This is a genomic window from Mycobacterium sp. NGS19 (genome assembly GCF_059813155.1).
The window spans coordinates 112,112-125,798 of the sequence record NZ_JCALEB010000008.1 but is presented as its reverse complement, the minus strand read 5'-3'; the positions used below and the strand labels follow the sequence as shown (position 1 = coordinate 125,798).

Sequence of the window (13,687 nt, the reverse complement as noted above, 5' to 3'; positions counted from 1 at the left end):
TCAGAGTCGGCCGGCGGCGAAGTCCGCCGCCTGGTTCACCAGCCCCGCCGAAATGTACGCATTGGCACTGTGATCCGGCCAGTTCTTGTTGGCATCGCCGAGATCGCTGTTGGAGCAGATCGGGTCGTTGGCATGGCACAGGTCGATTGTCTTGTCGCCGTAGGCCGGATTGAAGTCGGAGAACGGTCCCAGCACCCGGCGAGTTCCGTTGCCGAACATCACCACCGCGGCGATGTGGGCGTCGGAACCCAGCGGAAGCGGGTTGTTGAAGCCGAACACCGGTGCGGGCACGGCGAGTACGACGTCGACCACACCGGCGCCGAGTGAGTAGCCGCCGAGCACCAGCTGGGTATTCGGGCAATTGGTCGCGTTGTACTGAATGCGCTGGCTCATGTCGTTGGCGCCAAGGTCGACCTCGTAATCGGCCGGGTAATTGACCGCGTAGAAGCCGACCGACTTGCCCTTGACCCGTGAGCGCAGGGCGTTGACGAATGCGGTGCCGAGTACGCCTGGGCCCGCAGGTTCTTCACGGCCGCGTGCGAAGATCACCTCGACGTTCGGGCAGTTCGCGGCTGTGGCGGGCGGCGTGACGATCAGTGCGCACGCCGCCAAGACAGCGGTGAGAACGGCGACGAACCATTGACGCGGATGCAAGGCGTTCACCGTGACGATGTTAGCGATGATCGCCGGTTGCGTCGTCCGCTTGCCCGATCAGGGGCCTCTTACACCAGTCCGGCAACGAAATTCGCGGCTTCGTTCGTCAGGCCCGCGGTCACGTAGTCGTGGTGCGCGAACGGATTGCGGCCGCCCGAGCAAATCGGGTCGCCGTCTTTGCACAAGTCGATGGCTTTGCCGGCGACAAGCGGGGCAGCCGACGACACCGGCTTGCCGAATTTGGTCGACGGATTGCCGAACACCGCGACGGCGGCGACGTGGTCGGCTGCCGACGCCGGCAGCGGCACACCGATGTTCGTGCCGAGGATCGGAACGTTCAACAGCATGTCGACCACTGCCGCGCCCTGCGAAAAGCCGCCCAGCACAAGCTTGGTGGACGGGCATGTCTTCTCCATGTCGATGACGTGAGCGCTCGCGTCGGCGGCTCCGTCACCCGCGGCGAGGAAGTCATAGCTGGCGGGGTAGTTGACCGCGTATGCGCTCACGCTGCGGCCGCCGACCTGTTCGCGCAGTGCATCGACGAACGCCTGACCGACTTCACCGACCCCAGCGGGTTCCCTTGTGCCACGAGCGAATACCACCTCGATGTCGGGGCACGGCTGAGCTGACGCGATGGGGACACCGCCGGGCAGCCAGACCACCGCGCCGGCCGCGGTCAGCGCGGCGGCAAAGAAACGACGAAGACTCACGCCGGTCATCCTCACATACCGGACTCGGTGGCCGGCAAACCGGCGGCCAGCGCCGGCCCGTCGGTACGGTCGCGGCCGGGCTGGTCGACGATGTCCGCGGGGCCTACCTCCGGCCAGCCGGCCTCCGCGACGACGTCGACCGGCCGGGCGTGCTCACGACCGGCCAACGCCAACCCCAGCAACACCACGGCGCCGCCGAACGCCTGCGCCGGGGTGATCGCCTCGCCGACCAGGATCCATGCGGCCAGCACCGCGCACAGCACTTCGCCGAGGCCCATCAGCGACGCGTAGCTGGGGCGCAGCCGCGCCACGCCGCTGATGCCGAGCGTGTAGGCGACCGCGGTGCAGACCACTCCGAGCGCGAGGACGGGAACCCAGATCGGTGTCTGGTGGCCGGCGACGACGGTGAGCTGGGCGGTGAACGTCAGCGGCAGCGCGCCCGTCGCACCCAGTGCCGCCACGGCGGCGGCGCCGACGATCAGGCCACCGGTCGCCAGGGTTGTCGACGTCAAGCCGCTGCCGTCGGCGGCCACCCGATCCGACAGCAGGAAATAGCAGGCGGCGCAGACCGCGGCGCCGAGCGCCCACGCCACCCCGGCTGGATCCACATGGGCGCCGGAGAACACGTCGAGCACTATGACGGTGCCGGCCAGCGCGAGCGCCGCGCCGGCCAAGGTGGGGGCGCCGGGGCGTCGCTGAGTGGTCGCCCAGAGCCAGCCGGCCACCAGCACCGGTGCCAGATACTCCAGCAGCAGCGCGACGCCGACTGACAGCCGCGAGACGGCGTTGTAGTAGCAGAGCTGCGCGCCCGCGATCGGGACCACCCCGTAGAGCACCACAGTCTTGGCGTGTTGGACGGCTTCGCGCAGCCAGCGGCGGTGGGTCAGGGTGGCGAACAACGCCATCACCGCGGCGCCGACGGTAAGCCGGATCGTCACCGCCGCGTTGGGGGACCAGCCCGTAGCCATCAGCGCCTTCGCGAACGGCCCGGACATGCCGAATGTGACGGCCGACCCGAGCGCGAACGCGACGCCGAGCCGGAAGGTGCGTTGCGCGCCCATGACACCCTTTCAGCTGGTAACGAGTAAAATCTGCTTTGGTACTGACGCTACAAGCGCGCGCCGTCAGGAGTCAAATGCTTTTCAGTCATGACACAGAGGTCACACTGCGGGCTGCGTGCTCGCTGATCAACAGCGACCGCGTCGACGGTGAGCGGCTGGGGTCTCAGGCGGCGCTCGACGAGTACTTGGACTCCTACGGCTGGACGGGGCGGCGCGACCACGACGACGCCGAGCTGGCGGCAGTGCACAAGCTGCGCGCACGACTGGGCCGCATCTGGGAGTCCGCCGACGACGAGGAGCGGGCCGTCGAGCAGGTGAACGCGCTGCTGTCCGACACGCACGCCGCGCCGTGGCTGACCCGGCATCCGGAGATGCCCGAGTGGCATCTGCATCTGGCGTCGGTGCGCGATCCGCTGGCGCAGCGCATGGGCGCCGAGATGGCGATGGCGCTGGCCGACGTGATCCGGGCGGGTGAACTGCGGCGGCTCAAGATCTGCGCGGCACCGGATTGCCGTGCGGCGGTGATGGATTTGTCGCGCAATCGATCGAGGATCTTCTGTGACACCGGGAACTGCGCCAACCGTCAGCACGTCGCGGCCTACCGCGAACGCAGGCGGTGAAATTGCCGCCGCACACCTTGCTCTCGCGGAGTTAGGTTGAAGCCGGCGGCACATTGGGGGGACAGTGGCTCGGCAACCGACGACCCGGCTCGCGGTCAGCGGGCATCGATTTCTGTTGCGGCGCATAGAGAATGCGCTGGTGCGTCGGGATGTGCGGATGATCGACGAACCGATGCGCGCACAGGCCAGGTCGATGGTGACCGGCGCCGTGCTGACCGTGGTGGCGCTGGCGGCGTGCGCGGTCGTCGCGTTGGTGCGCCCGCAGGGCGCGCTCGGCGACGCCCCGATCGTGATGGTGCGCGAGTCCGGTGCGCTGTACGCCCGTGTCGGTGACACGCTGCATCCGGTGCTCAATCTCGCGTCGGCGCGCCTGATCACCGGCAGGCCGGCCACTCCCCGAGTTGTCAGGGAATCCGAATTGCGCAGGGCAAATCTCGGAGCAACGCTTGGCATTCCGGGCGCACCGGCGACACTGCCGGAGCCGCTCGCAGCCGACGAAGCGCAGTGGGAAGTGTGTGACGACGCGACTGCGTCAACCGTGATCGTCGGGCCGGTAGGCGACAATCGGCCGCTGCAGGGTGACCGCACCATGTTCGTCCGCTCGCGCAGCGACTCGGCGACATATCTTCTCTACGACGGGCGCCGGGCCCGCGTGAGCCTGGCCGACCTCGCGGTCGCAAAAGCGCTGCGGTTGGAGGGCGTCGAGCCGGTCGAGGTGGCGTCGGCAGTGTTGAATGCAATCCCCGAGGCGCCGGCGATCATGGCGCCGGTGATTCCGTCGTCCGGGTCACCGGGGCCGGCATCGCTGGGCGGGGCGCCCGTCGGCTCGGTGGTGCGGGTCGCGAGGGCCGGCGGCGACGAGTTGTACGTCGTGCTGGCCGATGGTGTGCAGCGGATCGGGCATGTGGGCGCGGATCTGTTGCGGTTCAGCGACTCGCACGGCTCGTCGGACATCACCGCGGTCACCGGCGACGCGATCAGCAATCTGCCGCAACTGGAGAGCCTGCCTATGACAACGTTTCCCGACGTGGTGACACCACCGGTGAGCGAGCGCGTCGTGTGTGCGCACTGGGGACCGGATGGCGGGGTCACTGTGGCAGCCGGGTCGGGGTTGCCGGTGACCGCGGGGCAGGTGCCTGTCGCGCTGGCCCAGGCAGACGGTGCCGGCCCGAACGCCGACGCGGTGTTCGTGCCGCCGGGGCGCTGCCTCTACGTCGAGGCAACGGGCCGGTATCTGGTCACCGACACCGGCGTCCGGTTCGGGGTGCGCGACGTCGAAAGCGCGGCAGCCCTTGGCCTTCCGTCGGCACCTGTGCCGGCATACTGGCCGATCCTCAAACTGCTCGCCGACGGACCCGAACTCAGCCGCGCCGCCGCATCAGTGGCGCACGACGGAATCGCCCCCGACCGCGGCGGTGTCGCGCTGCCCAGTGAGGGCACTGCGGCGGCGCCGCGCTAGCCGGTTCGCGGGCGCGAGCAGCGCCAGCGCGGCAGCCAGAAACGCTGCACACCCGGCAAGGCCGACGAAAGCCGTTGCGCGCCCGTCGCTTTCGGGACGCCGGGCCGGTGCTGCAGGTGCCAGCGGGCGCTGCGCCCACGCCGGTGAGGCGCTCTGGCGCCCGTCGGTCAGGGCGGCCAGCGGGTCGACGACGCCGTTGCCGACGTTCGGATTCCAGCCGCCGGACACCCGGTGTGCGGTGGCTTCGATGCGTTGCATCACCTGTCGCGCGGTCAAGTCGGGGAATCGCGCACGCACCAATGCGGCGACCCCGCTGACGACTGGGGCCGCATAGCTGGTCCCGGCAATGGCGGAGCCGCTGGCGCCGCGGTAGGTGTTCGCGAGCCCGGTGTGGTTGGGATTCAGCGACATCACTGCCTCGCCGGGTGCCGCGACGTCGACCCACGGCCCGGCCAGGCTGAACGGCGACGGCGACCCGTCGGGGCTGACGGAGCCGACCGTGAGGACGTAGTCGTCGTACCAGCCCGGGCTCACCGCGACATCGGCGGTCCCCCAATCGGGTTCGTGCAGCTGCGCGGGCGCCGGATTCTGTTGCGGGCAGTTGCCGCCAGGGCCGACATTCCCCGCAGCGACCACCACGACCACATCTTTGACGTCGACCGCATAGGCGACGGCGGCGCCGAGTGCCCGGTCGCGCAACGCCGCACCGGCGGTGCACGCGACCGAGGAGATGTTGATCACCGTTGCACCCTTATCGGCAGCGGTGCGCACCGCCATCGCAAGCGTCTCCACTGTCCCGGTACCGAAGTCGTGGGCGCCCACCGGGCCGTACTTCACGCTGGTCTGCCGGATCGTCAGCACCGACACACCGGGAGCGATGCCGGCGAACCCGTCGGAGTCGGCTGCCGCCGCGATGATTCCGGCGACCAGCGTCCCGTGGGCATCGCAATCCTCGCGGCCGTCGCCCGTCGAGGCGTAGTCGCCGCCGGGGATCAGCCGCGGCAGCCGGGGATGTGTCGATACCCCGGTGTCTATCACTGCGACGGTTTGGCCTTCGCCGGTGGACAGCGCCCAGAGCGGGCGCATGTCGAACGGTGCCAGCTGGGTGTCCGCCGCGTGTAGGTTACGGTCGAAAACGGCTGTCGTGCAGTCGGATTGCTTGCGGGTGGGCGCCGGCGGCCGCGGCGGTGCAGCGGGCGGGAGCTCGGACTGGTCGACTGCGGGCGGGCGCACTGCGGAGGCGACCGGCGCGGACGGCAAGCCAGCCAGGCCAAGTGTCAGGGAAGTGACTGCGACGAGCCGGACGACGGTCATGACAGCGCCAATCCGCGGGTGTAGGCGAATACGCCGCTGGCCCAGCATGTGAGCGGGATGACCGCGGCAAGTGCGACGTACTGAGCTACATCGACGGCTCGGCGGTTGACCGGCGAGCCGGCCATTGCTCGGGATGATGCCGTGGCCAGTGTCGCGGCGGCAATGGCTGCCGCGGCCCCTATCCAGTGCGCATGCTGTGGCCACTGGCCGACCGTCCAGACCACCGACGCTACGAACGCCGTTGCGCCACAGGCAACTAACGCCGATACCTGTATCAGGCCGGCATGGAGTTCAGCGCGCAAGGTCAGCGCAACGCCGACGACGGCGGCCAAGGCCGCGCCGGAGGCCGACTCGCCCTGAACCGCCAGCCAGACGCCCAAAGCTGCTGCCGCCCCGAACCCGCACACCAGTCCGTTGACCATGCCGTGCGCGCGGCGTGACGCGGCAGCGATCACATCGGGGTGGTCTTCGTCGGCAAGACGAGGTACCGGCAGACGCCCCAGCCAGATGGCCAACCGCGGAGTGACGGCGAGCAGGACGGCCGCTGCGGCGGTGAGCACGGCCCCGGCTGCGGTGACCTCACCTACCGCGACGACCTGCATGCAGGCAGCGGCCGCGGCGAGAAACCCGAACGCCGCAGCACCAGTGAAGACAGCGAGCCCGGTGCGGGTGCAGCGGGCGGTGACCACCGACACCGTTGCGCCCAGCGCACTTGCGAGCATGAGTTTGGGCGCCAGCACGGTCCCGGGCACAGTTAGATAGCCCGCTGCTGATGCCAGCGCGGCCGCACAGCAACCGAAGATCAATGCGGCGAACAATTCTCGATACAGCTGTGCGCACACCACCGCGGCGACGAGCGCGCCGGTGCACAGCACTGCCGCCACCACGGGGGCGGCGGCCGAGGTCGACCGCAACACTCCGTAAATTGCCAGCGCGGTCCCACACAACGTGGCAGCGCATGCGGCGACGCGCGTCGCTGCCGAATTCCAGCGCGGCGTGGCCGCGAGCGCCGCTGCGACCAAAGCGGTCGTGTCGTCGATCGGCAGTGCCGGCGGCTGCAGGCTGCTGCGACGTAGCCACAGCAGATCGCCGTCGTGAATGTCGTTGTCGCGCAGCGAAAGATACGGTGCCAGCGGTCGGCCGTCGGCGCGGGCAAGGTGCCAGTCCATGGGCACGTCGGCCCAATAATGCCGGTCAACCGTCACCTGGTTGACGATCGCGGGCATCAGCCCCGCGATCCCGGCATCGGCCGGAAGCGCGAAATCCGTTCGCTGCGTTTCGAATTGCACACCGATGCGGCACACATCGGCCATGACGGTCCTCGACATCGCCATTCCCCCTAGTCGAGACTGACGCTAACCGACGGATGCGGACTGCGGCGGATTGTGCACAGCCGCCTGTGGATAGCCGGTTGCGGCTCGGCGGGTGCGGCGCAAACGTTGGCCGCATGCCGGATTGGCAATCGAGCGCCCGCGCTGCGGGGCCACCACTACCCGACGGCGACGTCGTCGTCGAAGCGCCCGAGGATCCGCCGCGGCCGTCACCGGTGCACCCGCTCACGCGGCTTCTACCGATCGTGATGTTCGTCGGGGTAGCCGGCATGACAGTGTTGTTCCTCAGGTCAGGTGCCGGCGCCGCTCACAATCCGTCGGCATTGCTCTTTCCGGCGATGATGGCGATGTCGTCGATCGGGATGATCGCGCAGAGCCGAGGCGGGGGCGCCCGCGCCGCCGAGGTCGATGAAACCCGCAAAGACTATGTGAGATACCTCGACCGGCTGCGAGGCGACGTCGCCGACAACGCACACCGGCAGTGGGAATCGCTGCGGTGGCAGCATCCCGACCCTCCGGCGTTGTGGACGCTTGCCGGCACACGACGAATGTGGGAACGCCGCAGCGCCGATTCGGATTTCTGCCACGTCCGCATCGGGCTGGGCAGCCAGCGAGCCGCCGCCGCGATAACCGCACCCGACCTCAGCCCGGTCGACCAGCTCGAGCCCGTGGCAGCAATCGCGTTGCGCAACTTCCTGCGCGTCCACTCCGTCGTCTCAGAGCTGCCGATCACCCTGGCGCTCAGGAGGTTCGGTGTGGTGTCAGTGCAAGGGGCACCACGGCATGCCCGGGATCTGATGCGAGCGATGGTGTGCCAACTCGGCGTTCTTCACGGCCCGGAGTCGGTCGCGATCGCTGCGGTGGTCGACGACACGGCAGCTCATGAATGGGACTGGCTGAAGTGGCTTCCGCACCATCAGCATTCAAGCGCCACTGATCCTGGCGGCACGGCGCGGTTGCACTACCGCAGCATCGAGTCCGTCGAAGGCTACCCGGCCCGGCACACGGTGGTGGTGGTCGACGGGGGAGATGTGGCCGCGGCGGACCGCCGCCTCGAGCGCGGCGACGTGACGATCCTGGAGCACGGCAACCGGTGCCATGCGGCGGCCTGCCTTCGGCTCGACGTCTCGGCCGACGAGGTAGCGGTGCTCGCAGATGTCCGTGAAGTGGTCGCCCGGCCCGATGCGATGACCGTTGTCGACGCCGACGTGTGTGCACGGCGACTGGCGTCGTACCGGAACACCACCGGCACGCGCGCCGTCGAGGGCCAGCCACACGATTGGGCACAGCTGGTGGGCATGGACAACCCTCGAACAATCCACCCCTCGACGGCCTGGCGAGAGCGCCTGCCCCGGCACAGACTTCGTGTGCCCGTCGGTGTGACACCGTCCGGCGACGTGGTTGAACTGGACCTCAAAGAGGCCGCGGAGAACGGCATGGGCCCGCACGGGCTGTGTGTGGGTGCCACCGGGTCAGGCAAGAGCGAGTTCTTGCGCACGCTGACCCTCGGGCTGATCGCAACGCACCCGCCCGAGTCGCTGAACCTCGTGCTCGTCGACTTCAAGGGCGGCGCAACGTTTCTGGGCCTGGACCGCGCCCGGCATGTGTCAGCGGTGATCACGAACCTGTCCGACGAGGCGCACTTGGTCGCACGCATGAAGGACGCGCTGGCCGGTGAGATGAACCGGCGGCAAGAGACTTTGCGGGCGGCCGGCGCCTACTCCAGCGTCGCCGACTACGAACGAGCACGGCAGGCCGGCGCCTCGCTTGCCCCGCTACCGACTCTCGTGGTGATCGTCGACGAATTCTCCGAACTGCTCAGCCAGCATCCCGATTTCGCCGAGACCTTCGTGGCGATCGGCCGACTGGGCCGCTCACTGCGCATGCACCTGCTGCTGGCCAGTCAGCGGCTCGACGAGGGCCGGTTACGCGGCCTGGAATCCCACCTGTCGTACCGGGTCTGCTTGAAGACGTTCTCGCCAAACGAGTCCCGTGCGGTGATCGGCCGTCCGGATGCCTTCCACCTACCCGCCACACCCGGCGCAGCTTTCCTGAAGGTCGGATCCAACGAGCCGGTGGCGTTTCAGACCGCATATGTGTCGGGGCCGTCCCGCATCCCGGATGCGGCCCCAACACATCAGGTTGCACGTGGAGTGCGTGTGTTCACCGCGGCACCGATGGGCCCGACGGTCACCCTTCAGCCGCCGGCCGCTCGGGCGAGCGGCAAGACCGTCATGAACACGGTGCTCGACCGGCTGGCCGGACACGGCACGCCCGCGCACAAGGTGTGGCTGGCACCGTTGACTCAATCGCCGCCGCTCGACCAACTGCTCGGCCACTCGGGTGGACTGCTCACCGTGCCGATCGGCGTGGTCGACCGCCCGTTCGCGCAGCGCCGCGACCCGCTGCTCGTCGACTTGTCCGGTGCCGCCGGCAACGTCGCGATCGTCGGAGGGCCGCAGGCGGGCAAGTCGACGGCCGCGCGGACGCTGGTCACCGCATTGGCCGCCACCCACGGACCGGATCAGGTGCAGCTCTACTGCATCGACCTCGGCGGCGGTGTGCTGTCGCCGCTCACCGCGCTCCCGCACGTGGGATCGGTAGCCGGCAGAGCCGATACCGACGTCGTTCGCCGGACCGTCGCCGAGCTGGCCGCGGTGTTGCGCACACGCGAGACGGTGTTTCACCGGCTCGGCATCGACTCGATGGCCGAATACCGCCGGCGCCGCACGGCTGGCGACCCTGGTGTCGGCGACGACCGGTTCGGTGACGTCTTCCTGGTGGTCGACGGATGGGGCAGCCTGCGTGACGATTTCGACGGCTTGGAAACTGCGATCACTGCGCTGGCGACGCGCGGCCTGTCATACGGCGTCCACGTCGTACTGACGGCCTCTCGCTGGGCGGAGATCCGGCCTGCGTTGAAGGATCAGCTCGGCACCCGTGTCGAATTACGGCTCGGCGAGCCGGGCGACTCGGAGGTCAATCGCCGTGCGGCTCAACAGGTTCCGCTGGGCCGGCCGGGGCGCGGCATCACCGCCGACGGCATGCATCTGCTCGTCGGGCTGCCACGGCTCGACGGCAAGCACGACACCGCAGACCTTTCCGCGGCGCTCGCGGACGCGGCCGCGGCGATCCGGACCCGGTACCCCGCCCTCACCGCACCTGAAGTGCGGCTACTGCCGCAGCGCGTCGACCACAGCGCGATCGTCGAACAGCTGCCCGACGCGATGGCGCTCGGCCTCGACGAAGACGAACTCGATTGTGTTGCATTGGAATTCAGTCAGCAACAGCACATGCTGATTTTCGGTGACAGCGAATGCGGCAAGACGGCGACGCTTCGGCTGCTATGCACTGAACTCGTCCGCAATCACAGCGCCGACCACGCGCAGCTGTTGATCGTCGATTACCGGCGCACGCTGCTGGGGGTGGTCGAATCCGAGCACCTGGCCGGATACGTGATGTCAGAACCGGTGTTGTCGGCACAGCTGTCCGCCCTCGTGGAGCGGTTGAGGGCGCGCCTGCCCGGGCCGGACGTCGACCAACGGCAATTGCGCTCGCGGTCGTGGTGGTCGGGTCCGGACCTGTACGTGATCGTCGACGACTTCGACCTCGTCTCGGCCGCTCAATTCGCACCGGTCGTCGAATTGCTGCCGCACGCACGAGATGTGGGCCTTCATCTGGTGGTGGCGCGGCGCTCAGGAGGAGCGGGCCGGGCACTGTTTGACCCGCTGCTCGCGCGGATGCGTGAGCTCGGGTGCATCGGGCTGATGATGAGCGCCAGCCCCGACGAGGGTGTGCTGCTGGGCACCTCGCGACCGGGCCCGCTGCCGCCGGGACGCGCACGTTTGATCACCCGCGGGAGCGAACGGGTCGTGCAACTGGCCTGGGTGCCAGGCCCGTGACTGTTGTCGTCGTCGGCCCGCGCGTCGTGAAAAGCGCAGGGACGTCGGATCATCGCGCAGCAGTGGCCGTCGACAGCATCGACGACGATTTCGTGTCGGTCGACGGACAACCCGTCGCCGTGGCGGCGTTGTGGCATGATGTGTTCGCCGCCATGCTCGACGGCGCCGCGGTGCTGATCTGCCCGTCGTGGTGGCCGCAACGTCGCATCGCCACCATTCAGGATGCCGCATGCAGCGTGGTGTCCGAAGTCGAGGTGATCCGCCGGGCGGCAGTGCTGGCAGCCGCGGTCCGGCGGCACCCGGCGGTGGTCGTCGAGATCGCCGAATCGCTTGTGGCGCTGAGCCGTCCGGCCGATGACAGGCCGGCCCGGGCCGTCTCGCGGGTGGGGAGTCCCGCCGAGGTCGCCGCCGAAGTGGCGGATGCGGCGAGGTCACTGGCCGGTGGACACGGCGCGGTTGTCGTCGACTGCGCCGACGGCGTCGGCGGGGCGGCGGAACTCGGCCGACTGATCGCCGACGTGGGTGCGTTCGAGGTCACCGTCGTCGACGACGACCGGCTGATGGCTGCGGCCGGGGAACGAGCCGCCCATCACGACTCGCCAGCGCCGGTCGACTTGCCGCCGGCGTCGCGACGGCCGTCGCGCCGGCTGTGGCAGACCATGGGCGCGGCCGTGGCGGCGGCACTCGCCGTGGGGGCGATCGTCGTCGTCGCGGGCGGGCCGTCAGCGCCGGCGCCGACCATGCTGGTCGAGGGCAGGGTGGTGGTCGAAGTGCCGGCGGACTGGACCGCGCGGCGCATCACGAGCGGCCCGGGTTCGGCACGGGTACAGGTGACGTCACCGGCCAATCCGCACGTCGCCGTGCATCTGACCCAGTCGCCGGTGCCGCCGGGCGAGACGTTGCAGGCCACCGCCGACACGTTGCGTCGTGCACTGCTCGATGAACCACCGGGGGTCTTCGTCCGCTTCGAAGCGGCCGGCCGCCGGGCGGGCCGGCCTGCGGTCACGTACACCGAGGTCCGGGCGGGCCACGACGTGCGCTGGACAGTGCTGCTCGACGGCAGGGTGCGGATCAGTATCGGCTGCCAGAGCCCCCGCGGATCCGAGGAGGCGGTGCGGGCGGCGTGCGAGCGGGCCGTGGCGACCGCTCGAGATGCCGGCGAAAGAGCGGGAACCGTTGCGCCGCAGCCACAGTCCAACACCACATAACGACCTGAAAGGACCGACATGACCTCACCCGGGCCGGGCAGTCTCACCACCGACTTCGACCTGATGCACAACGTCGCGGGCAAGATCGACGCCCGCAACGACGAGATCCGCACCATGCTGCGGGGCTTCATCGACCGGATGACGAACGTGCCCGCGTCGGTCTGGGGCGGCAACGCCGCGACGGCCTTCAAGGGCGTCGTCGACCGCTGGAACAGCGAGTCGATGAAGCTGCACCAGGCGCTGCAAGGCATTGCAGAAACCATCCGCGCCAACGAGCGGGTGCTGCGCGATGCGGGCGAGACCCACTCGCAGCAGATCGGCGCCATCGGCGGAAACCTCTAGGAGACGTGATGGATCCCGTTCTCTCGTACAACTTCGCCGAGATCGAGTTCTCGGTGCGCCAAGACATCCATGCGACTGCGGGACGCCTCAACGCCGCGCTCGACGACCTGCGGGCGCAGATCACGCCGCTGCGCCAGGTCTGGACACGCGAGGCCGCCGACGCATACCAGGTCGAGCAGTCCATGTGGGACTCGTCGGCCGCCGCGCTGAACGACATCCTGTTCCGGTTGGCCAACGCCGTCCGGGATGGCGCCGACGATGTCGCCGCCACCGACCGCCGGGCCGCAAACGCCTGGGGGCGCTGAGCCCGAAGACCGCTGTGCGGGTCTCGATGGAGGGGAGCCGTCGGGACCCGCACAGGCATGGCTGCGGTCAGACGAGCGAGGCCAGCGCGGCAGCCTCGGTTCGGGCCGCCTCGACGGCCCGGTCGGAAAGTCCGCACACTCGCAGGCACGCCGCCCCGATCACACCGGCGTCGGACTGGTCGGGGTCGCGTGCCCGGCGAATTTGGATGACCACCTCGGTGAGCTGGATCAGCAGCTCGCCCAGCTGCGTCGCCGTGACGCCCGCGCGCACCGACGGGGTGGCCGCGAGCATTCCGAGCCGGGCATAGGCGTCCTGCAGCTGGCGTCGCTCGGCCCGGAAGCTGTCGTAGCGTTCGTGCTGAATCTCCGGCAGCAGGTAGAGGGTGCCGACGTTGTGGGGAATGCGGGTCAGCGTGCCGACGTCGACCGTGGCCAGCAGGTACAGCGCGGCCGCGGCGCTCGCCTGTTGCGGCACCAGCGCCTCGATCGCCTCCACCGCCTCCAGACTGGGCCTGACCGACGTGGTGAGCAGCTCGATCAGCAGCTCATCCTTGCCGGCGAAGTGGTAGTACAGCGACGCCTGCCGGATACCGACCCGTTCGGCGATCATGCGGGTGGAGGTCGCGGCGAAGCCGTGTTCGACGAACAGCGCGGCGGCAGCGTCGAGGATCTGCTGGCGCGGCGACGTGTCGGCGTCGGGCTCCTCCGGCGTGTGGCGGGGTCGTCCGAGCCGTGGCCGCGACACCATGTCGCTCATCTTCGCACGAACGTTCGGCGGGCC

Annotated in this window: 12 protein-coding genes; 6 read left to right on the top strand and 6 right to left on the bottom strand. The window is 69.3% G+C overall.

All coding sequences use genetic code 11. From position 1 onward, the window contains the following. Genes AC5Y4N_RS20700 through AC5Y4N_RS20690 form a run of 3 tightly spaced genes read right to left on the bottom strand, consistent with a single transcriptional unit; the run spans nt 1 to nt 2,425 of the window. Complete coding sequence (locus AC5Y4N_RS20700; RefSeq protein ID WP_499911322.1) at nt 1-663, bottom strand: cutinase family protein; 663 nt, start codon at nt 661-663, stop codon at nt 1-3. A gap of 59 nt (nt 664-722) precedes the next feature. Further along, the gene (locus AC5Y4N_RS20695; RefSeq protein WP_499911325.1) at nt 723-1,373 is read right to left on the bottom strand and encodes a cutinase family protein; all 651 of its coding nucleotides are present in this window, start codon (nt 1,371-1,373) and stop codon (nt 723-725) included. Between the two features lie 2 nt (nt 1,374-1,375). After that, nucleotides 1,376-2,425, bottom strand: coding sequence for an EamA family transporter (locus AC5Y4N_RS20690; protein WP_499911327.1), 1,050 nt, complete (start codon nt 2,423-2,425; stop codon nt 1,376-1,378). Between the two features lie 74 nt (nt 2,426-2,499). Here AC5Y4N_RS20690 and AC5Y4N_RS20685 point away from each other — a divergent pair, with 74 nt between their 5' ends. Together AC5Y4N_RS20685 and eccB are read left to right on the top strand one after the other, a co-directional pair. Continuing rightward, nucleotides 2,500-3,045, top strand: a complete 546-nt coding sequence (locus AC5Y4N_RS20685; protein ID WP_499911329.1) for a CGNR zinc finger domain-containing protein — start codon at nt 2,500-2,502, stop codon at nt 3,043-3,045. Between the two features lie 64 nt (nt 3,046-3,109). Beyond that, a complete protein-coding gene (gene eccB, locus AC5Y4N_RS20680) occupies nt 3,110-4,504 on the top strand; it encodes a type VII secretion protein EccB (protein ID WP_499911331.1) in 1,395 nt (464 codons plus the stop codon). Here the strand turns inward: eccB and mycP are convergent. Then, on the bottom strand, nt 4,424-5,818 hold the full coding sequence (gene mycP / locus AC5Y4N_RS20675) for a type VII secretion-associated serine protease mycosin (protein ID WP_499911333.1): 1,395 nt from the start codon (nt 5,816-5,818) through the stop codon (nt 4,424-4,426). The genes eccB and mycP overlap by 81 nt on opposite strands. Then, complete coding sequence (gene eccD / locus AC5Y4N_RS20670) at nt 5,815-7,146, bottom strand: type VII secretion integral membrane protein EccD (protein WP_499911335.1); 1,332 nt, start codon at nt 7,144-7,146, stop codon at nt 5,815-5,817. The genes mycP and eccD overlap by 4 nt, the downstream gene beginning before the upstream one ends. A gap of 119 nt (nt 7,147-7,265) precedes the next feature. Here eccD and eccCa point away from each other — a divergent pair, with 119 nt between their 5' ends. From eccCa to AC5Y4N_RS20650, 4 genes are read left to right on the top strand one after another with little or no spacing between them, the layout of a single operon-like run. Continuing rightward, nucleotides 7,266-11,051, top strand: a complete 3,786-nt coding sequence (gene eccCa, locus AC5Y4N_RS20665; protein WP_499911338.1) for a type VII secretion protein EccCa — start codon at nt 7,266-7,268, stop codon at nt 11,049-11,051. Beyond that, entirely contained in the window at nt 11,048-12,259 is a 1,212-nt protein-coding gene (locus tag AC5Y4N_RS20660; protein WP_499911339.1) for a type VII secretion-associated protein, read from the top strand. Before eccCa ends, AC5Y4N_RS20660 begins: the two co-directional genes overlap by 4 nt. An 18-nt stretch (nt 12,260-12,277) precedes the next feature. After that, on the top strand, nt 12,278-12,601 hold the full coding sequence (locus tag AC5Y4N_RS20655) for a WXG100 family type VII secretion target (RefSeq protein WP_499911341.1): 324 nt from the start codon (nt 12,278-12,280) through the stop codon (nt 12,599-12,601). A gap of 8 nt (nt 12,602-12,609) precedes the next feature. Continuing rightward, nucleotides 12,610-12,906: a WXG100 family type VII secretion target gene (locus AC5Y4N_RS20650; RefSeq protein WP_499911343.1), complete on the top strand. Its 297-nt coding sequence runs from the start codon at nt 12,610-12,612 to the stop codon at nt 12,904-12,906. 67 nt (nt 12,907-12,973) lie between these two features. Here the strand turns inward: AC5Y4N_RS20650 and AC5Y4N_RS20645 are convergent, their stop codons facing one another. Further along, on the bottom strand, nt 12,974-13,663 hold the full coding sequence (locus AC5Y4N_RS20645) for a TetR/AcrR family transcriptional regulator (RefSeq protein ID WP_499911346.1): 690 nt from the start codon (nt 13,661-13,663) through the stop codon (nt 12,974-12,976). Nucleotides 13,664-13,687 lie beyond the last annotated feature (24 nt).

Bases quoted from the DNA above. Each gene is read 5' to 3' on its own strand.
- eccD (WP_499911335.1), bottom strand. From the start codon at position 7,146: ATGTCGAGGACCGTCATGGCCGATGTGTGCCGCATCGGTGTGCAATTC.
- mycP (WP_499911333.1), bottom strand. From the start codon at position 5,818: ATGACCGTCGTCCGGCTCGTCGCAGTCACTTCCCTGACACTTGGCCTG.
- AC5Y4N_RS20695 (WP_499911325.1), bottom strand. From the start codon at position 1,373: ATGACCGGCGTGAGTCTTCGTCGTTTCTTTGCCGCCGCGCTGACCGCG.
- AC5Y4N_RS20650 (WP_499911343.1), top strand. From the start codon at position 12,610: ATGGATCCCGTTCTCTCGTACAACTTCGCCGAGATCGAGTTCTCGGTG.
- AC5Y4N_RS20690 (WP_499911327.1), bottom strand. From the start codon at position 2,425: ATGGGCGCGCAACGCACCTTCCGGCTCGGCGTCGCGTTCGCGCTCGGG.
- AC5Y4N_RS20685 (WP_499911329.1), top strand. From the start codon at position 2,500: ATGCTTTTCAGTCATGACACAGAGGTCACACTGCGGGCTGCGTGCTCG.
- eccCa (WP_499911338.1), top strand. From the start codon at position 7,266: ATGCCGGATTGGCAATCGAGCGCCCGCGCTGCGGGGCCACCACTACCC.
- AC5Y4N_RS20655 (WP_499911341.1), top strand. From the start codon at position 12,278: ATGACCTCACCCGGGCCGGGCAGTCTCACCACCGACTTCGACCTGATG.
- AC5Y4N_RS20645 (WP_499911346.1), bottom strand. From the start codon at position 13,663: ATGAGCGACATGGTGTCGCGGCCACGGCTCGGACGACCCCGCCACACG.